We start from the raw sequence: 21,635 nt of genomic DNA, 5'->3' as shown, positions 1-21,635 counted from the left end.
TTTGTTTAACAGCCACAGCCACCGTGACCGCAGCCTTTGATAGTTTTATGTCCTTCAGCACAACCTTCCGAGCAATAGTATTTGCCCTCTTTGCTGATGGCTTTGTCTAAAGAAACGATACATAAGCAATCCGGACAGGCGCACTTCATTTGGGTAACGGTTGTCATAGTTGGACTCCATTTGTTCTAGCTATTACACTATAACATCTGAACATATATTCATGTATTATTTACATAACTTAAGATACCTAGGGAACAGGGAACGGAGAGGAGGGAAGCGTTTCCCGTTGCTGTGAACTATTTCCCCCAGATAAATGGAAGCCGTTCCCCGTTAAGGTGTTGGTATAGCCGCTCGGTCAGCAAAAATTATTTCAGCAAATATACGTAGACGCAATTCCAGAGGCTGAATTGAAGAAAGTCGATCATGTCGGTTACTTAAGTAAATAAATCAGGCGATCGCGGTTGTAGATGGCAGGCGAAAATATATACTCGACACGACTGGTTAACATCAGTATAATAAGTTATTTGATTGGGAGCATCGTTTTCAGTAATTTAGATTCAACTTTAGGAACTCTTCAAAGGATTTCCCGCAAAACTTACCTAGTAAGAACAGAGTTGAAATATCAATAATGGAAACAGAGTATAACGCTCCCCGTGAATATTCGTGCAGCGAGTTGACAGTGCATGAGCTATTGCATAAATCCCACCTGTCCCAATCCAGAGAATGTAGCATATAGCCAAAGGTGTCAATCTTGTGGCTCGCAACTACTGTTGCGCGATCGCTATCGGGTGTTGAAGCCATTGGGTCAGGGTGGCTTCGGAGCGACCTTTTTAGCCCGTGATGAAATGTTACCAGGAGAACCAAGTTGTGTAATTAAGCAACTACGTCCTTTAGGAACAGCACCACAGGTTTTACAGATGGCGCGAGAACTGTTTGAGCGAGAAGCCAAAACCCTAGGCACCATTGGTAATCATCCCCAATTACCCAGACTGTTGGACTATTTTGAAGCACAAGAACAATTCTATTTAGTTCAGGAATATATTAGTGGTTCCACCCTGCAACAAGAGGTGAAACTGAATGGCACTTTTAGTGAAGCTGGTGTCAAGCAATTCTTAAGCGAAACTCTACCATTACTACAATACATTCATGATCACAAAGTGATTCATCGTGATATCAAGCCAGCTAACTTAATTCGCCGTACTCAAGATGCCAGAATGGTACTGATTGACTTTGGCGCAGTCAAAAACCAAGTTAACCAAGCAGCCACAAATCAATCAGGACATACAGCTTTAACTGCTTATGCCATTGGTACTCCTGGTTTTGCACCTCCAGAGCAAATGGCCATGCGTCCAGTCTATGCTAGTGATATCTACGCCCTCGGTGTTACCTGCGTATATCTCATGACGGGTAAAACACCTAAAGATTTAGATTACAATCCCACCACGGGTGAAGTGATGTGGGAACATTTAGTACAAGCCAGTGACCACCTGATCAATGTCCTGCGGAAAATGTTAGAAGTCTCCGTCCGCAATCGCTACAAGTCAGCCAAAGAAGTTCTCAGAGCCTTGGAGATCGAGCCGTATTTAGACAGTTTAGCTAGTGGATTGCTAGTTCAAACAGAGGCTAACAATAAAAGCCACACACACCATCGTCCAGAAAATTCTGCGGTTTTATGTAGCAACCCTTCGGCTGCGGCTACTGGTCTAGGAGTATCACAGGTAGCCGCAGCAATTCGGGCTAGGCGAGCCAAAATTGCAGATAACACGCGATTAGACGCAGGCGGTATGCGACCAGGGATTTCCGGAGGTAAATCTACATCTGTCGGGAACAGTCACAGCAATGGTTCACATAGTCAAAAATCTAAAGTTGCACGCCGACTGGATACCCAAACTTTACTCACAGCCTATTTAAAAGGTAGACGAGATTTTGCTCTACACAATTTAAACTTGCTCAACCTCCAAGGTGCTGATTTATCAGGAACCAATTTTCATTCTTCTCAATTACAACATACGAATCTGCAAGGAGCTAATCTCCACAATACTGATTTTGGTAGAGCTAGTCTGACTCGTGCCAATTTAAGGGACGCTAATTTAAACAAAGCTTACTTCAATCATGCCGATTTAGAAGGAGCAGACCTCAGAGGCGCAGACCTGAGCAATGCTTATTTGACTCATGCTAATTTGCGGGGAGCAAATCTCTGTGGTGCTAATCTGACTGGGGCAAAAATTTCTGATGAACAATTGGCATTAGCCAAAACTAATTGGATGACAATACGTCCCAATGGTAAGCGAGGCTTGTTGTAATTTGAAAATTGCCAGTGAGTTTTTTAAATTAAGTATATTTTCAGTTGTCATTGAGAAATTATTATTATAACTAGCTGGTTTTGGTAAGTATCATTAGCGATTATTTTGGACTAAAATTTGATGATTTCAGGATTTATACTAATTCTATGTCAGGTTGCGTCTCATATATTCCGTAGAGACGTTACATCATAATGTCTCTACAGTCGCCACGCCAGCTAATTAAAAACGGTATAAGTTTGATATTTGATCGGGAGTATGGACAAAAGTTGTTGGCATTTCTGTTTGGCTGACATATTTAAGTATTTATGCAGTATTCTATTAATTTTGGGATACACGAAATAGAGGGAATTTGCAGCCAACCAAACTTCCGAGAAACATAAAAAAGTTTTGTGGCATTAATCTGTTGGAATTATGAGAAAAATTAATAGTTTATTCAGTTAAAATTTACTTTTCTTAAGAAAAAATATCTGTTAAAATTAGATTATCTACCTTTAAAATGTAGAGAAAATAATCACAATTTTTGTTAAAAAATGCTTTTTGATATTTCTAGCTGTACAGACTATTGGAGAAAAACTTAGTCTCAAGTTGGACAAATTGACAAATCCTTGATAACTGCTAAAATTCCGTGGTTGTCAACAGATCAAATAGTTTTTCCTGATGCTGGTTTGTAGTGCAATATTCTTGACCAACATCAGCAACTAATATGTCTCGATTTCACCATATAAGAGATATAAGTTATGATGACGAAATTACATAATCAAGAACTAGAAAGACGATTAAGTTTGTATCAGGTATTTCTGTCTTTGTATGAACGACATGGCAATCTTTTAGATGAAATTCTTCAGCTAGAAAATTTGTCTCAGTCATCTGTGAATGGTGTCAAGCCACTGTATGTGCAGGGTGTAGTCGATGATTCATCTGTTTATGTGATTACTAACCTGTGTGAGCATCAGACACAAACTTTACAACAGGCGCAGCATCTTTGGACAATAGGGCGCGATCGCAGCAATGGTATTTGTACTCAAGAGCCGCATTTATCCCGTTGTCACGCTGCCATTCAGTATGTAGAAAATCAAGGCTTTTATTTAGTTGATTTTAACAGTACAAATGGTTCATTTGTCAATGGTGAACCTGTATATCAGCCAGTTAAACTTAAAGATGGCGATCGCATTCGTTTAGCTAGCTTAACCTTTGACTTTTTTTTAAATCAAAAACGCCGCGTTTTACCAGAATTATCCACCAACTTACTCACACAAATATTACCCCCAGTAGCCAATCAGCCAACAACTGCATTAAATCATATTTCTGTTTCCCAGGAATGTAAATGTGAAAAGACTGAAGACACTGTACAAATTGAGCTAGATTATATTAGCGTGGGCAGGGGGGAATCTGGAAAACATAACGTTATTCAACAAAAAAAGTCAGAAATTTTAGAGAGATTTTTCTCATCAACCAATAACGGCTAAGAAGATGTTTGAAAATCCTGATTGCTGACAGTTCGTAGTAAGTGATTCTAGCCCTTTTATTAGGACTAAAGTCCTTACTACAAACCCTTCATTATTTACGCCTATTTTTTGAATTTTAGACTTGCCCAAGTTACCGGCTGTTCACTTTCCGCTTCGCCTTCATCCACAGCATCCCCCAAACTCAACTGCTTAACTTTTTCCCTAATTTTGGCAATATCACCTTGACTAGCTGCTTCTCTTAAATCCCGTTTTAAACGAGCATTTTTAATAGCTTCTTCAGGAGAACGGGAACTGGTATCAAAACATTTTTCTAGGCTATCGTAAATACCTATACGCTTTGATTTCTTGCGAAATTGGTATTCTGTGCTTAACAATTTTGCCATCAGTTCCAAGTGCATAGCATCACCTGCACAGATTTCTTCTAATACAGCCCACTCATCCCTACCTAAGAGATTTTGGTCAGCACCAGGGCGTGGATCTTGGAATTTTTCACCAGTCACTTCTTGATAAATTCTGGGTAAGCTATCGTCAAATTCGTGTTTTTCTTCTAGCCATATCCGGCGAATTTCACTCATTTCTTCGATAGAAATCAGGGTGATATCGCGCATATTTTCTGGTGCTGTACTGCGAATTTGTTTTTCTGCTTCTAACAAGCGTCTCAGCCAATATTCGCGCCAGTATTTTGTATAGGGGCCGGGTATTGGTTCAACAGAAATATTGCCATCTTTATTACGCTCAAAAAGTTGAACTTCTCCCCAAATTCTTCTAAAATCTCTTCTTTCCCGATCATCCCTAATATCTAACTCATTACGGATATCTAATAGAGGCTGCATCCATTCTTTTTCTTCATCATTTTGGATCATAGCCTGCATAGATTTATCCTGACTCACCATTGTACAAACCCAGCAACCAAACCGGGAATCACCACAACTAGGCGTAGAAGTATCAACCACTAAGGGACATTCATTATCTGCTGTTGCACCTCGATATAGACTGAATAATTCTTTATTGCTGCTTCCCCAAGGATTGTCCCACTGATTAAGATATATCCAGACATCGTTATTACTCCAATCCTCAATAGGAGTATAGATTAGGGAATTAGGTAGACTAGCATTAGGACTGAGCCGTTCTCGTACTCTGCCCGCCTGATGCTTCTTCATGGTGGCGGCACGTTTGGCACTTTCGGCTTTGCGAGTACCTAATACCAGAATTGTTTCACCGTTAGCTCTAACGATTTCACGGATAAATTGATTTGCAGGGTTAATTTTCAACCGAGGTGTACACCAACGAAATTGGTTACGAGGTGCTGGATACCCTTTGCCAATCAGATTTACCCAAAATGTATCTGCAACTACTGGTTTGAGTAAATGTGGTTCAATCGGCATCTTTTGTTGTTGTGCAGCCGATTTCAGTTCCTTTATGGATTGACGAACCCAGCCGGCAACCACAGGATTCTCTACCTGAGTGTCTGTCGTGATGACATAGATTGTTTTAGTACGTTTTTCTAGAGGCAGAGCAGCGATCGCATTCCACACCAGTTGCAACACTGTACTGGAGTCTTTGCCCCAAGATACACCTATGATCCAAGGTATCGCATCTAAACAATACAATTCTTGAATTTCAGTGGTCAAAGCTTGGATATCTTCCACTAACTCTGCTACAGTACGTTTCTGCTGACCTTTTTTTTCTGGCTGCTGTGCTGTACTCATTTCTCCCTACCTCTGGACACATCGGCGTTACTTAATTTTTGATCTTCCACTCAAAATCATTAGCGGCTAAACCTAGGCAATTCAACTGTCCTGGTGGCTAATAGGTTTTTAAAAATTGCTTTATTAGTATCTAATTTTTTGGATAATCTAACTACACTACCTTACATTGTTTTTAAAAATTAACATGAACGACAGTGCATCTCATCCCACGGCCGAAATTACCAGCGAGTATCTAGAACGAGAAAACAAGGAAAAACAAGTCTTATCATTACTTTTAAGCAACTTTTTAGCCAAAAACGACCATATTTTGGTTCAAAAGACCGAAATGGGCGGAACAGAGGCTTATGTGGGTTCTGTGACTTTAGAATGGTTTGCGGGTAGGGTTCACTTCGCTTCTGGTTTACCCTTACTGCAAAAAAAATACAATCCAGATACGGATAATATTGAAATTGACGCGGATAGTATCGATGAAATTCAACAGCGTCCCCTAGACTGGTCGCGTCAAGCACCCCTAGTTCAGTATTTGGCTGCCAGAAAAAATCATAAATTTCCCCCAGTCTTAGTAGTAATTAATCAGCCTTGGGTGGATGACCTGAAAGCGACTGAGTGGGATGGAGAGGGACGCGCCAGAAAGTCTACAACTGATTTCACACCATTAGATAAAGATGGTCAGGTCGGATTACTCAATGTTTCTCAGGAGAATGTCACCATTTACGCGCTAGATGGTCAACACCGACTCATGGGAGTACAGGGGTTGATGGAGTTAATCAAAACTGGCAAACTCCAACGATATAAAAAAGATAAAACAGCTGATGATAATTTTATCACAGTATCAGATTTGATAGACAAATATCAAGTAGACCCTGCTTACTTACAAAGTTTACCCAAGGAAAAAATTGGAATTGAATTTATTTGTGCGGTGAATTCTGGAGAGACTCGCAGCGAAGCCAGACGCAGAGTCAGATCAGTTTTTGTTCATGTTAACTTAATGGCTGCACCCTTAACTAAAGGTCAGTTAGCACAGTTAAATGAAGATGATGGTTTTGCAATTGTAGCGCGAAAAATTGCGGTAACTCATCCACTCTTGGAACAACGACCAAATCGTAAACCTCGCGTGAATTGGAATAGTGCCACAGTGGCAACGAATGCGACTGTTTTGACGACGCTACAAGCTTTGCAAGATATGTCAGAAAGATATTTGGTTCACAAGTTTCCCCATTGGAAACCTTTTGAGAAAGGCTTAATTCCCATGCGTCCAGAGAATGAGGAAATTGAGCAGGGAATTGCAGAATTCAGCAAACTTTTTGATAATTTGGCTAACTTACCTAGTTATAAAATTTTGGAACATGAAGATACACCTGTTTTAAGAAGATTTAGCTTTGAAAAAGGTGGCGGTGAAGCTAATATACTTTTCCGTCCTGTGGCACAAGTTGCTTTAGCGCAAGCTTTAGGATTTTTAGTATTTAGAAAGGGGTTGACTCTGAGCAGCATTTTTAAGAAGTTGCGGAAATTTGACCAACAAGGGGGCTTTAGTGGTATGGAGTATCCCCAGTCTCTTTGGTATGGTGTATTATATGACCCGAATAAAAAACGAGTGCAGGTTTCAGGTAAAGAGTTAGCTGCAAAGTTATTAATTTATATTCTGGGTGGAATAGATGATGCAATGGAACGGGCTGAACTTCGTAAAGCTTTGGCTAATGGTAGGACTGTAGAAGATAAAACAATTAATTTTTTTGGTGAGTTTGTAGAACCCAAAGAAGTAGGACTTCCACCGCTTTTATAAGTTAAAAAATGAATAAGTAAATTTTGTAGTGTTTTCACTGATTACAAGCAAGTTAACAACAGCATAGAATGTTAACTGCTTGACTGAAATTAGACAATTATTTCTATGCTTGAAATTAACCAGGATAGTGCTGATAACATTTCGCCAGAAGTTAAAGCTGAGTTTAGAGCTTTTATTGAACCGTTTTTTTTTCAATATCATCGTGAGCGATGCTATCCTGGGCTAATTTTTAGGCAGGGTAAGCGTACTATGCTACAAATCAATGTACCTGCCAGTGATTTTTCTGGACTTCTGCAAGCAAAACCATCTGATAATAATGACCCCGATTCTGGAAAAAATCGCCCAGAGGTAAAAGGTCATGCAGAAGAAATTAAAAACTATATTGTGGAACGAGCCAGAAAGGGAAAACCTTGGATTGTTGGAACGCTGACTGCAAATGTAGATCCAAAAGATATCACAATTCTTGAATTAGGTAGAGGTATTTGTTTAGTTGTTATCCGTCGTGGAGTTAAATTAGATATCACTGACGGACAACATCGTAAACGCGCCATTCATGACTTAATTGAAAGTGCTGATAGTCACTTAATTAGTGATGATGATTTTCCCATTACACTGGTGTTAGAAGGAGATTTTCGCCAATGTCAGACAGATTTTAGGGACATGGCACAAACTAGACAATTAGATAAATCATTGTTATTATCATTTGGTGAATTTTCTGGACGAGTTGGCATTAGTAAAGAATTAATCCAAAGAGTGCCAATGTTTCACGGGAAAACAGAAAAAATTAAATCTACACCCTCTACTAAACAAAGATTAATTTATACTATTAACTATATAGCTAGGTTTGTTAGTTGTGTCTTTGCAAATGATCCAAATCACCAACTACAAGATTATGATGTCTATCAAGCCTCTGATGCTTTAGTGATTTGTTTGAATAAATTTTTTGTACAATGCGGCAATACAGAGTATATTTTTGATACAAATGTTGAAGAATTAACGGAAGATGACGTTGCTGCATTTAAAGAAGATTGTCTTTTAGGTGTCAGCGTTGGTTTGGAAGTTTTAGGACGTTTATTACATGACGCTTATTCGCAAGCAGATAACGATTTTAATGAAGCAAAAGTCTTGCAACTCTCACAACTAGATTGGTCAAGAGAAAACCCTGTTTGGAAAGATAATATAGTTAGGATAGACAAAAACCCCAAAAATCCAGAGAAGCCTTACAAAATATCTGCTTCTGCAAATGCTGTAATTGATGCAGTCAAAACTATAAAAATTAAGCTGGGATGGATGTAAGCAATTAATTATGAATTTTCCCCACCATTTAATTTAATTACAAGAGGAATTTACTCAAATCAAATTCCTCTGCTGGTTCATCTTTTTGAGTGCGTTCATAACTGAGAAATAAGAGAATTCTTTCTGAATAATCAACGGCTCCGCGCAACTCAGTTTGAAGAATTTCTAATCCACCGTTAGCATATTCTTCAAAAATGTGATGACGTTGAGTTTCATTTGCTGCATCATAAGTGGATAAGATGTTGATATCCTGAGTTTCAACCATTCCCAGTAATATAATCACTACATCATTGCCCACAGAAGCGAAGTGTTCTATCCTGATGGGTGATGGTTCTCGTTTAGAAATTTCGCCTAAAGGTACGCGCTTTTGATGCTTTGCACCCAACGCCGCAGCAAACACAATCACATCAGCAAAAGTTTGAAAAGGGCCTGTACCACCATCTGAAGAGGTTAAAGCTTTAACTAAATCTGCTTTATCCTTAGCAACCCTGATTCTACCCGTTTCTACCATGATACTGAAGTCTATAATAATCGCCAATATTTAGCTTAACATTTTATACTAAGTGAAAAAGCTTTAGCATCGCTTACCGTAGGTATCGCCTACATGAGTAAATCCTGTAAGTGCATAAGTCCTCATCCATATTGAAGATTAAAAGTTAGTTGAAATCCTACCTGTGGTTAGAAGCTGAATCAAGTCATAGGAATTAATTTGTTAAGTACAGTTAACTTTGACCTTGGATGCTTGGTTTGAGCAAGTGCAGACACAAAGGGACTTCCAGATGAAAAATGTCCAAAATGTAGGGTGCGTCAGTATGAGAAACCCTAGCGATACCAAGACAATATTCATCCTGACGCACCCTACTAACAGTCGATTTGGATAGTTTACATCTTGCACCAGTTGCTTTATTGCAATTAAAGTCAGGCGATGCACTGCTGAAAATACTACGGTTATTGAGAATGGTGCAAGATATCAGATAGTTTATTTTTTGGTGTTCCCAAATATTCTGCCATCAAATTGCATAGACCATTTAGACAACTCTCCCTGGCTTCACTTTGGTTTAAATTAACTTATTCACTTGTTTGAGAGAGTGTTATATGCAAAAACAAAGCAGTCAAAAAGATTATTTTCGGAAATATCTTTCCCTTGCGCCAGTTCTAGCGGTGATTACCATCTCAATTGCATTTTCTATCTGGGCAATTTTTAATTTTATTTTCCCTGATCTTCTGTTCCATCCTATGCCCTAAAATATGAAAATTTAATTTAGCTAGTTGTGACTGGATGAGGCAAAACCGGCGGAGAATTCAAAATTACAAACTCAATCAGCTTCAGGTGGGCATTGCTGGCAACTTCAAAATAAGTGTCTGAGCTACTATTAAGCAATGCCCACCCTACAAACTCAATCAGCTTCAGGTGGGCATTGCTGGCAACTTTAAAATAAGTGTCTGAGCTACTATTAAGCAATGCCCACCCTACAAACTGCGTGTTTGCGCGAAATTAATTACTTTTACCAATCCCTTTCCACTGCCACAATTTCTGTGTATTCAAACTCATTCGGACTTTGTTTTACCAAAGGATATCTTTTCCCTGCTAACTCAATATAATCTTGTTCACAATCAGGTTTAGAAGAATAATAAGTCAATACATATTCCCTGCCAATTCTGTCTAACATTTCTGCCTCAACTTCACCGCGCCACTGAGTTTTAGTTACTAACACAATTAACTGATTCGCTAATTTAGGTAAAGTTTGAGCGATGCGCCGACGATGAGTTTCATCTAAACTGCCAAAGGGTGAATCCATGACAATGGGAAAGGTACTACTATCGGGAACGGTTAAAATTTTCCGCCTTTCACTCCACTCGCGCACTTTATCAATGATGCTGGCGATAAATGATAAACTGAGAATTTGATTTTCTCCGGTAGATGCTGCAACTGGTGCTTCTAATCCTGATGTATTTTCAACTAACGTTAATTCATACTTATCGCTAATTTTGGGTTGATAAGGTGTGAACGAAATTGCTGTAAAAATCTCTTGTAATCGCTTTTCTAGTTGCAACCGAAATTGCTTTTCTTGACGGTTTCTGACTTCGGTTAATCTTTCAATTGCATCTTGTGTGGCATTCATCCGCCGTTGTGCTAATAATTGCTTTTCTTCGTTAAGTTTCTGTTTGGCGATTTGTTTGATTAAAGCATCAATTTCTGTTTGCAGATGGGAGAGTTGCTGTTGATTTGCTCCTTGCTCGCGGTTTAATTCGTCAATTTTATTTTCTATTTCATCTAACCGTTTTTGTAAACTGCTAATTTCTTCATTGGCATCTTTTCGTAAACGTTCTTGAATATTATGTAATTCGAGTTCAATTTGGGAAATGTTTTGGCGTAAATCATTAATTCTTGCTTGTTCTCTGTCTACTTCTTCCCAAAAAGCTGTGGCTTGTTTGTCGATTTCGTCTACTTGCGCGCTCATGCGAATTGCTGTTTCTTCTACTGATGAAGAACCAGCTTTTTCTAACCACTTGCTGACATTGATATGAGCATGACTACCATTATGTAATTCTGCACCACAGATACAGCGTTGAGAATTGAGTAATTCATGGACAAATTCCCGCGAAATTCCTGATGTTAGTTCACCTCGCTGTTTTAATTCGTGGATAATTGTCCGGAATTTGGCTGTGGTGTCTGGGAGTAAAACGGTGTAACCTCTGGCGGAAATAATTTTTTTGAGTGCTTCTCTTGTTTGTCTGAGGTTGTCTTGGTGTGATTTTTTCTGTGTTTCTAATTCTTGTCGTCTTTCTTGCAGTTCTTTAGCTGCACTCAGTTCATGTAAACGATTACCTGTTTCTTTTTTTAAGGTTTGTTGATGTTCTAATTCTTGGATAATTTCTGTTTGTCGGCTGTTGATGCGTTCAATTTCTTGTTGAATTTTTTCTTGTTCACGCAATAATTGTTTAATTTCTGAGTCGCCAATGGCTTTTAGTTCGTTATCTAAACTTTTTTTGGCTTCTCCCAGGTGTCTGATAGAACGGTTAATGACTTCTACGCCTAAGAAAATCTTGATGGCTTCTGCAATTTCGGCTTTTTTATCAGAACGGACTATTTCTTCGATGCGCTCACCGTCAAAGAAGAAATATTGATGTAAACTGACTGGTAAAATCTGTCCGATAATTTCTTCTGGTTGCTGATTGGGGTATAACCATCTGCCATCATCCCCAGCTATTTGCATGAGTAATTCTGTTTTGGTGACGGCAAAATCAGTTTTGTTTTTATACACCCGACATTGGCGTTTGACGTTGTAGCGTTTACCTTCGTGTTCCCAGTTGATTTCTACCCAACATTCTACTGATTGACTGGGTTTGGCTTCGGCGATCGCTCGTTTATTAACTAACTGTTCTGTGGATGCAAAGGCTGCACTAAACTTCTCATATAATACCCACGTAAACGCATTTAGTAAACTGGTTTTACCTGCGCCATTATTGCCGTAAATTACTGTGGTGTTGAGAACATCTCCCCCAGAAATGATGATTTCTGGTGTCTTGCCATAAAAAGAGCGAAAGTTACACAGCTTTATTGAAGTTAGCTTCATTGCACCGCTTCCTTCACAATCTTCAAAATATCTTCATTGATGGGGCTATTACTTTTTCTATCTAGTCGGCTTTTTTCTAAGTGCCATACTCGCTCAATAATTTGCCGCACCTCCGGCGGAGCATTCACAATTGGCTCTTGCACATCGTCAATATTTTGCTCTGGCAACATCTTGTGGGTTTTTAATAGCGTTTATTTTTATTTTAACTGCCTTAACCTCTGCTGTTAAATCCGTGAATTCACGATGCCGCTATTTGCTAACTCCCTCAAATGTGCGTCAAATTTTTCAGTTTTTTTTGCAAAAATCTGGTTTATTTTGGTTCTGATTTCTGATATGATAAAAATTCCAGAGTGATTCTATTATAATCGAATGTAAGCAAAATTTTTAACGCAAGTTACACCCCATTATAATAAAGACATTCTTATCTTCTCACACAACGCACCATCAACCACAACTACTTTAAAAAACTTTACAAAAATTGTTCCACAGTTGTTGAGTTCCCAGTCCCTAGTCCCCACTCCCTAGTCCTCACTCCCAATCACATCCGATAAAGTATGCAGTAAATCTTGAGCGGTGTAGGGTTTAGAGAGAAAAGTGGCAGCACCTGCCGCAATTGCTTTCTGCTCGTTAGTGGGTAAACCACTGGTGGCGATAATCTTGACGTTGGGGTTGATAGTTCGCAGGGTGCGGATAGTGGTTAAGCCATCCATGTTGGGCATGAGCATATCGAGCAAGACAGCACTAATTTCTGGCTGATATTCCACATAGAGAGCGATCGCCTCAATACCATCTTCAGCTAGAATAGTTTGATAGTTATAATCTGCAAGGGTTTCCTGTGTGGTTTGTTTAACTATCTCTTCATCATCAACAATCAAAATTAACTCACCGTTACCTCTTGGCAAAGCTGTATTTATGGTTGACTCGGTTGCTGTTCCTGTGGCTATGGGGAGAAATATCTCAAATGTAGTCCCTTCGCCTACTTGACTGGATACCTCCACAAAACCGCCATGATTTTTCACGATACCTAAAACCGTTGACAAACCTAACCCTGTACCTTTGCCAACTTCTTTTGTGGTAAAAAACGGATCAAATATGCGCTCTAAAAATTCTGGAGCAATTCCCGTTCCGGTATCGGCAATGGTAACAACAATGTAACTGCCTGGTTGCGCTTCTAGGCGCATTCGGGCATAAGTTTGGTCAATGACGCGATTTTCGGCAGTAATTCTGAGTATACCACCATTGGGCATCGCATCACGGGCATTAACTGCCAAATTCATCAACACTTGTTCTAATTGAGTGGGATCAGCTTCTACCATCCATAGTGTACTGGTAGGAATATCAGTCATAATTTCAATCGATTTAGGAAAAGTCTGCTGGATAACTTTGACTAATTCTTTGAGCAAATGTCCAGGTTGCAAAAGGATGCGTTTACCTTCTGTACCACGGGCAAAGGTGAGAATTTGTTTAACTAAGTTTGCTCCTCGTTTAGAACTATTTTCTAATGTTTTAAACAGTTCTTGAGTCCGCGCATCCACATTTTTACATCTTAAAGGCAACAATTGAGCAATCATGGTAATGGGAGCAAAGACATTGTTAAGGTCGTGAGCAATCCCACTAGCTAGAGTTCCTATACTCTCTAGGCGTTGAGCGCGGTAAAATTGTTGTTCTAGTTGTTTTTTTTCGGTGATGTCGGTGTTGACTACGAGGATAGATTGAGGTTTTCCAGATGTATCACGTACTAATGTCCAGCGACTAGCAACGATAATTTCTCTACCAGTTTTGGTGATTTGCTCTAACTCCCCTTGCCAAGAACCCTGTGCGATGGTGGCTTTTAAACCTGCTTGCAGTTGAAACGAGGATTCTTTGTCAAACAGTTGATCAGCTTTTTTACCCAAGCTTTCTTCTACTGTCCAACCATATAATGTTTCTGCCCCTCGATTCCAGAATAAGATATGATTGTCTAAATCGCGGACAAAAATGGCATCAGTAGCCACATCAATTAAAGCTGCTTGTTGTTGAATTCTTTGTTGTGCTTGTTTGCGTTCAGTAATGTCTGTAGATATGCCACAGACAGCGTAAGGGTTTCCGGCTACATCCAACAGGGGAAACTTCACGGTTAAATAAGTATGTAACCCATCATCAAGTTCAATCACTTCCTCAAACTGCAAAGGTGTTCTAGAAGTCAGGACATTTTGATCATTTCTGGTTAAGGCTTGAGCAATGTCAGGAGGGAATACTTCAAAGTTAGTTTTATGTTTGACTTGCTCTCTGGTTACGTACAGGGTGTTTTCAAATGCAGAGTTTACCAGAAGGTGCCGCCCGTGGATATCTTTAACATAGATGACAGCCGGAGAATTATCTATAATTGCCTGTAGCCGTTGTTCGCTGGCTGTCAGTGCTGCTTCTGTTTGTTTGCGAGTGGTGATGTCAATATCTACCCCCATCATTCGCAGGGGTTGACCAATATTATTATATAAGACTTTACCATTGGCTCCCGCCCAGCGAATTGTACCATCAGGTTTGACTACTCGAAACTCAACTCTATATTCAGGTACTTGTGCATTAATCGCTTGCTGAATCGCATTTTCGACTAATTCACGGTCTTCTGGATGGACGAAATGAAAAAATGATTCCAACTTGCCGTCAAATGTACCACTATTTATACCAAATAAAGCAAACAAACTTTCAGACCAAATAATCTCATTTGTTTGCAGATTCCAGTCCCAAGTACCGGCGTTACCAGCCCACAGCGCGAGTTGTAGCCATTGTTCGCTTTCGCGACAAGATGTTTCTGCTTGTTTGCGCTCCTCGATTTCCTGTTGCAAACTGAGATTTAGTTGCATGAGTTCGGCTGTACGCTCCGCCACCCTTAATTCTAGCTTTCGTTGAGTTTGGCGTAGTAATTTTTCTACCTGACGGCGTTGTGTAATTTCCTGTTCTAGTTGAATGGTTTGCTGTGAAACTTTGGCTTGTAAGGCTTGGATAACGCTGACGATTTCTACAGGATCAAGCACTTGTAGAAGGTTGGTTTGTGTTAGCACTCCTTGCAATTCACCTTGTTCTCCGACTACGGCTAACCGCCTGATTTTTCGTGCTTGCATCAACTGGTGAACAGTCCATAATGATGCGGTGGGAGAGATAGTTAAGACAGGGGTACTCATCACCGCTTGCGCTGGAGTTTGGGCTATATCTAGTCCCTGTAACTGTACTTTGAGAATATCTTTCTCAGTTATCATCCCCACTGGCATCAGTTTTGTTTCCTGTGGGGTGACAATCACAATACAACTGATGCGGCGATCGCTCATCTCATGCGATAATTCCAATACAGATGTCGTTGGTAGCGCATGAACCACTGCTGTCTCCATCACCTCTGTCACACATCGCAGTTTCAGCAGGTGCGCTGGTTGGAGAACTTGACGAATTCTGTCTTGGCAAATCAAGCCGAGCAATTGTCCTTGTTCATCTACTATCGGTACATGACGAATGCGATGCTGACGCATGAAAGATAAAGCTTGCAGGGCGTTTTCTGCTTCAGCCAAAGTCAGGCTAATAACTGGCTGTGCCATCACTTCAGCAATTCTTACCCTGGATAAATCAACCCCTGCCGCCGTTAGCCTGACTACATCCCTTAAAGTAAATATACCTAAGACTTGCTTTTGCTCAACTACTAAAACACAACCACTGCAATCAGATGCACTGCTGTTTACCTGATTCATCAGAGCGATCGCATCAATCAGTAGTGTATCTGGTAAGACAGTTAAAGGATTACATTCCAGTACCTGTTCTAATGTAGGCAAATCCACAGAATAAAGTGATTGCATTAGTTAAACTGTTCAGTTAAAGCAATAAATAAATGATTTCAAAAGTTCAGCACAAAACCCAGTTAAAAATCTTGAATCCTCCAGCCAGATGGCAAAATTTAGCTTTTTAGTTAAATCAAACTTTTGTTTAAATTTGTGTTGATGTACTTTTAGCGAGTTTATCTGAGTATGAACCAAATGAAATTTGTTTAAACTTTATCTAACGTTTTTACATGTAAATTTAAAGCATCTTCATGAAGCAACCATCTGAGATGAATTTTTGATTAAATTATTCACTTGTTTTTAACTAACAGAACTTCTGCAACTGACACATTGGTAGGCTGTGTCAGATGTCAAACCTAAGTTTATTTGCAGCATTTATGTAGGCTGGCGCACCCTGCATATAGATATTTAGGGTGACACTTGCGTAAATCCTCACTAAATGCCCTACATCGATTATACAAATATTTCTTATGCTAACAATTAACTCGCTGGTAACTGATAAATATGGCAGCTACTAATTAAATGTCAAGTAAACCATAGCGTTTTTGCAAATTCAGCAACTTAATGCGGGCTTCCCCAGCATTATCAGCCAAATCAGCAAATTCGACAAACCGACGTAACTCTTTTCTTAACAGATTGCGTTCTACTTCTAGAGTTTCCCGGTCTAAATCTGGTGGTAAAACAATCATATCAAAAATAGTCGCCCTGTCTTTATTGGGGTGAGGACGCAAAACTCTGCCGCGTCGCTGAATAAATTGGCGAGGGTTTCCAGAACTTGACAAAATTACCGCCGTTTGAATTGCGGGAATATCCACTCCTTCATCTAAACAACGAATAGCGACTAAACCCTGTAATTCGCCATTTTCAAATTGATGACGTAAGGTTTCTCTTTCTTGTAAGGGAGTGTGGGCGGTGTATGTACTCACCTTGTAACCTAATTCTACACCTAATATTTTGGCAACGGCTTTGAGTTGACGGAGAGATGAACGTTGTCCTGTATCTGGCGAACCATCACTACAATAAAAAAGTGTATGGGTGGTATGGCGACGAGTTTGCATTAATTGACGCAAAGCTGTTAATTTATTAGCTGCTGCGCCAATTAATCGCGCCCTTTGCATTAATAATGGCTTTAAATCTTCGTTATCTTCTAAATTAGAGAAATTGCCGTTTTCTCGTTCGCGATATAAGAGCGATCGCCCGATTTTTTTAGTTAACTTTAAATAAGCTATACTTTCCGCTTCCGTCAAATCCACAAGTATAGGATAATACAAATAATGCACCAGAGCATTTTGAGCGATCGCATCCTGTAAAGTAAATTCTGGTTGTAAAACCGGGCCAAAATAATCAAATAAAGATTGTGTTCCTAAATCATCAAAATATCTTTCGGGTGTGGCAGATAAAGCCAGTCTCAACCCCACACTGCGAGGTAAACTTTCCTCTAGCTTAGGCGCACCTAAATTATGAGCTTCATCCCCAATAATTAAAGTTTTAGCCGGAAAATACTTGATTTGTGATTGCAACCCCTCCCCAATTAAGGTAGAATTAGTAGTGATAACTGTGACAAAACTTTGAGAACCAGAACGCAGATTGTAAAGTTGTGTAGACAGTTGACTTTGCCAATTGCGGACAGTTTCAAAAGCTAAAATTGGTTGTAAATTAAACTTTTCACATTCTCGCGCCCATTGGGTGACAAGATGACGATAGGGACACACTACCAACAAAACTTGTAAGTTAATTTGTTGGTAGAGTTCACAAGCTATAGCCAGTGCAGTGATAGTTTTACCGCTACCAGTCGCCATTTTCAGGGTACCTCTGCCGTTATTAGCAAACCAGTTAGTCACGGCTTGTTGCTGATAGGGGCGTAATTGCAGAGATGCCGGCATTCTAGGGCATCCTGGTAGGGGCTGAGTGTGATAACTACCCTGACTCTCTCCGACAACAGGTAACTTTAATCGGAAAGAGGAAACTGGCTGCACTGGTTTTAGCTTCAGGTACATAGCAATTCAAAATTCAAAATTCAAAATTCAAAATGAAAGAAATACTGGGGAATGGGGATGGGGTATGGGGCATCGATGCACTGGGAAATATTCTCCCTTGTCTACCTTGTCTACCTTCCAGTCCCCAGTCCCTTCCAGCCCCCAGTCCCTATTTACACATAACCACGCCAAACGCCTACGAGTGAACCTTGTACTTCTACCTGCATGGCAGACACTTCGATGGGGTTGTATTTGGGGTTGGCGGGTTTGAGGGTGACGCGATCGCCACTGCGATAAAAACGTTTTAAAGTAGTACCGTAGCCGTCAACTCTCGCCGCGACAATGGTGCCATTTTTTAAATTATCAGGTTCGGGAACTGGACGCAGAAACACCAAATCACCGTCACTAATTAAATCTTCAATCATGCTGTCGCCTGTTACCCGCAACGCATAGGTTTTGGCAGGTAAATCAAAATTATTAAAGTCGATATGGTCTATAGCATCGGTAAATGGTTCGATTAAACCACCAGCCGCGATTGTACCCAAAACTGGCACACCTTGCTTCATCGGGTGCAGAATCCGAATAGTTCGCGCCTTGCCTTCCGTCCATTCAATATAGCCTTTGGTGCGTAAATGTTCCAAACGACTTTGAATTGGTGCCGGCGATTTTAAATTCATCGCTTGCATCATTTGCCGAATTGAAGGAGAATGCTGGTTAATGCGGATATATTCTACCAGCCATTCATAAAGTTCTTGTTGCGCTTGTGTTAGCCTTTCCATAAAATCAAAGGGAAGTAAATATAAATGTCCCTAGAACATTGGTACTATAAAAACTTGAGAATAACAAGATAATAATCAAAAAATCAAAGGCAAAAGAAACAGAACTTATCTTTCTTTTGCCTTGATTTTTATGACCATTGATTGATTACTCTGCGCCTAAAATACTAGCTAGCAAAGCTTTTTGAGCGTGTAATCGATTTTCTGCCTGATCCCAAACTCGTGATTGAGAACCTTCAATTACTTCTTCGGTAATTTCTTCACCACGATGGGCAGGTAAACAATGTAAAACAATGGCATCATCAGCAGCAAGACTGAGCAACTGTTGAGAAATTTGATAAGGTTGAAAAATCGGAGTGCGATCGTCTGCTTCCGCTTCCTGCCCCATACTTGCCCAGACATCGGTGTATAGTACAGATGCACCTTTAGCGGCTAATTCTGCATCATGAGTTAGTAAAACTTCCGTTTTGTCAGATGCGATCGCCCGTGCTTGTTCTACAATATTGGCATTTGGCTCATATCCTTTAGGAGTGGCAATTCTCACATTCATCCCTGCCAAAGCACAACCTAACATTAAAGAATTAGCAACATTATTACCATCGCCAACGTAAGTCAAAGTCAGCCCCGAAATTGTGCCGAAACATTCCTGTACAGTCAACAAATCGGCTAATATCTGACAGGGATGCTCTAAATCTGTCAGCGCATTAATCACAGGAATCTTGGCATAATCTGCAAAAGTTTCCAACTCCTGTTGTGCAAAAGTGCGAATGGCCAGAATATCTAAATAACGATCTAAAACTCGTGCTGTATCCTGTACTGGTTCACCCCGACTCACCTGTGTCACATTAGGGTTAAGATCAATGACTTGTCCACCCAGTTGATACATCGCCACAGTAAAACTAACTCTTGTCCGAGTCGAGGCTTTAGAAAACAATAAACCCAGTACCTTATTACACCGTAACTGCAACTGTTGTGATTTCAATTGAGTCGCTAATTGTAGGAGTTCTTGAAGTTCTGTAGGATTCAAGTCCGCCAGACTTAACAAATCGCGTCCAAACAATGTTGCCATGCTTTTGAATCTGTAAAGAACAATTCTATACTGCTAGTCAAAAAAAAATACAGTTTGGCAACTGTACTCAATGTTTTTTCTTCAAGTCTAGGCTCTAGCTGATTTTGCTATGCCTATTAATTTATCAAGTTTGTGAGGTTTTGCCATCACTGATTTTTGAGAATTTCTACATCTTGGCAACGCTGGGGAGTGGGGGAAGTGGGGGAAGTGGAGGGAGAAGAAACTCCAGTCAACCATCAACCCTAGAGAAAAATCAAATCAGGACTAGACAAATAATTTTGTTGTGCTATAATTAGAAATCGGTGAATGATTCAAACGCATCACCTAATTTGCCAGCATAGCACAGTGGTAGTGCATCCGACTTGTAATCGGAAGGTCGTCGGTTCAAATCCGACTGCTGGCTTTTCAATCATCCTTTTGTCGATTTTTGACTCTGATAATTATCGGTTTGTGCCGTCTGTGCTTCCTCAATTTGCGAATGGAAGAGAAACTAATGTTTTGGAGTCTGAATATTGGGACGGTATAATACTAACCACAGAAATGTCAATATCTTGAAAGTCCTGAATTTGGAAAATTTAATTAAAAATTAAGTATATTCACTGTTTTTACAGAAAATTTATCAAAATTTTATTCATATAACTTGTTAAATATGTGTATTCTTATATCACTAGGTATACATAGAATACTTATTTTTACTTATGTGCTTATAAATACAAGAAAATAAAAGGAAGCAGAATTGTGAAATTCCAGAACTTTTGACAGCGATCGCGCTTCGACAGCCCAACCCCAGTATTTTGAGTGCAGACTTGCTGAAATATACCGGTATTGTCCTCGGCGACTGGGAATTAGCTAGACACTGAACCGCTTCAGTTTGCCAGTACGGTAGCTAAATAATTGCAATATCAAATTCCAGTTTGATGTTGAAAAATAGCTATTTGCCAATAGCCTCAGTGCGGTGTGTCTGCACCTAACTATGACCTAATTAACACCCCATTTGCACCAAAAAAAGCAGCAACCTTATGACATTTACCTTAGATAATCCTTTAACTGGTGATGACGTAACTTTTGAGCCAACGCTATTACTAGCATTAGAACAGGTGGAACTTTATCTGAGGAATTTTGCCATCAGTCCAAAGTTCCTAGAAAATATGCGCTTGGCATTTGGAGATACCTTTGCACAGGAAGCGGCTTTAGCTTTAGTGCCAGCTTGGCAGAATGGAGATTGGTTGCCAACAATTGAACTCCTGAATTCATCCCAGTTAAATGGGGCAAATGGGGCTTTTGCTGCGTCTACCAACCAAATTTATATATCTAGGGATTATCTCAGCCAGGTAGTCAAACAAGGGGAAATAGAGTCTTTAGTTGGCTTGCTGTTAGAAGAAATCGGACACAAGATTGATAGCTTACTCAACGCACAAGATAGTGCTGGAGATGAGGGAGCGATTTTTGCTGATTTGGTGCGTGGGGAAAGTTTAACAGATGAGAGGTTAGCACAGTTAAAAGCAGAAAATGATACAGGGGTAATCGTAGTTAATGAAGAGGTTATTCAGGTAGAGTACCAAGCAACAAGAACCTGGAAAACAGCAGTTGATGGATTTTGGGATGTCAGTAGTAATTGGACAGACAATCAACCTCCACAAACAGGTGATGATGTAAATATCAGCTTTGCCAGCCACAATATTACTACCACTCATCGCACAGGTAATACTTCCCTGAATGATGTAATTTCAGATGAAGCCTTGGTTGTTTCTGGTGGGGCATTAACAGTTAACAATCTGGCTGTTAACAATACCCTCACCCTCAGTGGTGGTACTCTAGCATTCAATGGCACAACTGCCAGCGAAGTCAATAATTTGACTATCAGTGCTGGTACTTT

At 39.9% G+C, this 21,635-nt stretch carries 15 protein-coding genes and 1 tRNA gene; 7 read left to right on the top strand and 9 right to left on the bottom strand.

Translation table 11 applies throughout. The annotated features are described in order from the left end of the window. Window positions 1-5 precede the first annotated feature (5 nt). On the bottom strand, window positions 6-149 hold the full coding sequence (locus AACS98_RS00080) for a metallothionein (RefSeq protein WP_445206778.1): 144 nt from the start codon (window positions 147-149) through the stop codon (window positions 6-8). Window positions 150-683: 534 nt separating this feature from the next. Here AACS98_RS00080 and AACS98_RS00075 point away from each other — a divergent pair. Together AACS98_RS00075 and AACS98_RS00070 are read left to right on the top strand one after the other, a co-directional pair. After that, window positions 684-2,303, top strand: a complete 1,620-nt coding sequence (locus AACS98_RS00075) for a serine/threonine-protein kinase (protein WP_066374773.1) — start codon at window positions 684-686, stop codon at window positions 2,301-2,303. A 737-nt stretch (window positions 2,304-3,040) separates the two neighbouring features. Beyond that, the gene (locus AACS98_RS00070; RefSeq protein WP_066374771.1) at window positions 3,041-3,769 is read left to right on the top strand and encodes an FHA domain-containing protein; all 729 of its coding nucleotides are present in this window, start codon (window positions 3,041-3,043) and stop codon (window positions 3,767-3,769) included. Window positions 3,770-3,870: 101 nt separating this feature from the next. Here the strand turns inward: AACS98_RS00070 and dndC are convergent, their stop codons facing one another. Beyond that, a complete protein-coding gene (dndC, locus tag AACS98_RS00065) occupies window positions 3,871-5,478 on the bottom strand; it encodes a DNA phosphorothioation system sulfurtransferase DndC (RefSeq protein WP_066374768.1) in 1,608 nt (535 codons plus the stop codon). A gap of 184 nt (window positions 5,479-5,662) precedes the next feature. Here dndC and AACS98_RS00060 point away from each other — a divergent pair, with 184 nt between their 5' ends. Both AACS98_RS00060 and AACS98_RS00055 read left to right on the top strand, forming a co-directional pair. Next, window positions 5,663-7,261: a DGQHR domain-containing protein gene (locus AACS98_RS00060; RefSeq protein ID WP_066374765.1), complete on the top strand. Its 1,599-nt coding sequence runs from the start codon at window positions 5,663-5,665 to the stop codon at window positions 7,259-7,261. A 105-nt stretch (window positions 7,262-7,366) separates the two neighbouring features. Continuing rightward, window positions 7,367-8,557 (top strand): DNA sulfur modification protein DndB, encoded by a 1,191-nt coding sequence (locus AACS98_RS00055; RefSeq protein WP_084386859.1) that lies wholly within the window; start codon window positions 7,367-7,369, stop codon window positions 8,555-8,557. A 37-nt stretch (window positions 8,558-8,594) separates the two neighbouring features. Here AACS98_RS00055 and AACS98_RS00050 read toward each other — a convergent pair whose 3' ends face one another. Further along, complete coding sequence (locus AACS98_RS00050; protein ID WP_066374762.1) at window positions 8,595-9,068, bottom strand: DNA phosphorothioation-associated protein 4; 474 nt, start codon at window positions 9,066-9,068, stop codon at window positions 8,595-8,597. Window positions 9,069-9,652: 584 nt separating this feature from the next. On the opposite strand from AACS98_RS00050, the gene AACS98_RS00045 reads away from it, so the two are divergent. Then, the gene (locus tag AACS98_RS00045) at window positions 9,653-9,802 is read left to right on the top strand and encodes a PsaJ protein (RefSeq protein WP_082803766.1); all 150 of its coding nucleotides are present in this window, start codon (window positions 9,653-9,655) and stop codon (window positions 9,800-9,802) included. Window positions 9,803-10,062: 260 nt separating this feature from the next. Here AACS98_RS00045 and AACS98_RS00040 read toward each other — a convergent pair whose 3' ends face one another. The 6 genes from AACS98_RS00040 to argF form a co-directional block, all read right to left on the bottom strand. Next, window positions 10,063-12,135, bottom strand: coding sequence for an AAA family ATPase (locus AACS98_RS00040; protein ID WP_066374760.1), 2,073 nt, complete (start codon window positions 12,133-12,135; stop codon window positions 10,063-10,065). Continuing rightward, complete coding sequence (locus AACS98_RS00035) at window positions 12,132-12,305, bottom strand: hypothetical protein (protein WP_197480173.1); 174 nt, start codon at window positions 12,303-12,305, stop codon at window positions 12,132-12,134. Before AACS98_RS00035 ends, AACS98_RS00040 begins: the two co-directional genes overlap by 4 nt. 351 nt (window positions 12,306-12,656) lie before the next feature. Continuing rightward, the gene (locus tag AACS98_RS00030) at window positions 12,657-15,956 is read right to left on the bottom strand and encodes a PAS domain S-box protein (protein WP_066374759.1); all 3,300 of its coding nucleotides are present in this window, start codon (window positions 15,954-15,956) and stop codon (window positions 12,657-12,659) included. Between the two features lie 500 nt (window positions 15,957-16,456). Next, window positions 16,457-17,935: a DNA phosphorothioation system restriction enzyme gene (locus tag AACS98_RS00025; protein WP_066374757.1), complete on the bottom strand. Its 1,479-nt coding sequence runs from the start codon at window positions 17,933-17,935 to the stop codon at window positions 16,457-16,459. Between the two features lie 152 nt (window positions 17,936-18,087). Continuing rightward, window positions 18,088-18,693, bottom strand: a complete 606-nt coding sequence (gene lexA, locus AACS98_RS00020; protein ID WP_066374756.1) for a transcriptional repressor LexA — start codon at window positions 18,691-18,693, stop codon at window positions 18,088-18,090. A gap of 145 nt (window positions 18,694-18,838) precedes the next feature. After that, window positions 18,839-19,759, bottom strand: a complete 921-nt coding sequence (gene argF / locus AACS98_RS00015; protein WP_066374755.1) for an ornithine carbamoyltransferase — start codon at window positions 19,757-19,759, stop codon at window positions 18,839-18,841. 331 nt (window positions 19,760-20,090) lie between these two features. Between argF and AACS98_RS00010 the strand changes: the two genes are divergently transcribed. Beyond that, window positions 20,091-20,162, top strand: a tRNA-Thr gene (locus AACS98_RS00010). 616 nt (window positions 20,163-20,778) lie between these two features. After that, the coding region (locus AACS98_RS00005) for a hypothetical protein (protein ID WP_197480170.1) at window positions 20,779-21,635 on the top strand (857 nt) is incomplete at its 3' end.

The sequence above is a fragment of the Anabaena sp. CA = ATCC 33047 genome, assembly GCF_963870205.1.
In the GTDB taxonomy this organism is placed as follows: Bacteria; Cyanobacteriota; Cyanobacteriia; order Cyanobacteriales; family Nostocaceae; genus Trichormus.
The sequence above is the reverse complement of the archived record's forward strand: the minus strand, read 5'-3'. Positions and strand labels throughout refer to the sequence as shown.

Bases quoted from the DNA above. Each gene is read 5' to 3' on its own strand.
- AACS98_RS00060 (WP_066374765.1), top strand. From the start codon at position 5,663: ATGAACGACAGTGCATCTCATCCCACGGCCGAAATTACCAGCGAGTAT.
- AACS98_RS00030 (WP_066374759.1), bottom strand. From the start codon at position 15,956: ATGCAATCACTTTATTCTGTGGATTTGCCTACATTAGAACAGGTACTG.
- AACS98_RS00035 (WP_197480173.1), bottom strand. From the start codon at position 12,305: ATGTTGCCAGAGCAAAATATTGACGATGTGCAAGAGCCAATTGTGAAT.
- AACS98_RS00045 (WP_082803766.1), top strand. From the start codon at position 9,653: ATGCAAAAACAAAGCAGTCAAAAAGATTATTTTCGGAAATATCTTTCC.
- argF (WP_066374755.1), bottom strand. From the start codon at position 19,759: ATGGCAACATTGTTTGGACGCGATTTGTTAAGTCTGGCGGACTTGAAT.
- AACS98_RS00050 (WP_066374762.1), bottom strand. From the start codon at position 9,068: ATGGTAGAAACGGGTAGAATCAGGGTTGCTAAGGATAAAGCAGATTTA.
- AACS98_RS00075 (WP_066374773.1), top strand. From the start codon at position 684: ATGAGCTATTGCATAAATCCCACCTGTCCCAATCCAGAGAATGTAGCA.
- AACS98_RS00080 (WP_445206778.1), bottom strand. From the start codon at position 149: ATGAAGTGCGCCTGTCCGGATTGCTTATGTATCGTTTCTTTAGACAAA.
- lexA (WP_066374756.1), bottom strand. From the start codon at position 18,693: ATGGAAAGGCTAACACAAGCGCAACAAGAACTTTATGAATGGCTGGTA.
- dndC (WP_066374768.1), bottom strand. From the start codon at position 5,478: ATGAGTACAGCACAGCAGCCAGAAAAAAAAGGTCAGCAGAAACGTACT.
- AACS98_RS00055 (WP_084386859.1), top strand. From the start codon at position 7,367: ATGCTTGAAATTAACCAGGATAGTGCTGATAACATTTCGCCAGAAGTT.
- AACS98_RS00025 (WP_066374757.1), bottom strand. From the start codon at position 17,935: ATGTACCTGAAGCTAAAACCAGTGCAGCCAGTTTCCTCTTTCCGATTA.
- AACS98_RS00070 (WP_066374771.1), top strand. From the start codon at position 3,041: ATGATGACGAAATTACATAATCAAGAACTAGAAAGACGATTAAGTTTG.
- AACS98_RS00040 (WP_066374760.1), bottom strand. From the start codon at position 12,135: ATGAAGCTAACTTCAATAAAGCTGTGTAACTTTCGCTCTTTTTATGGC.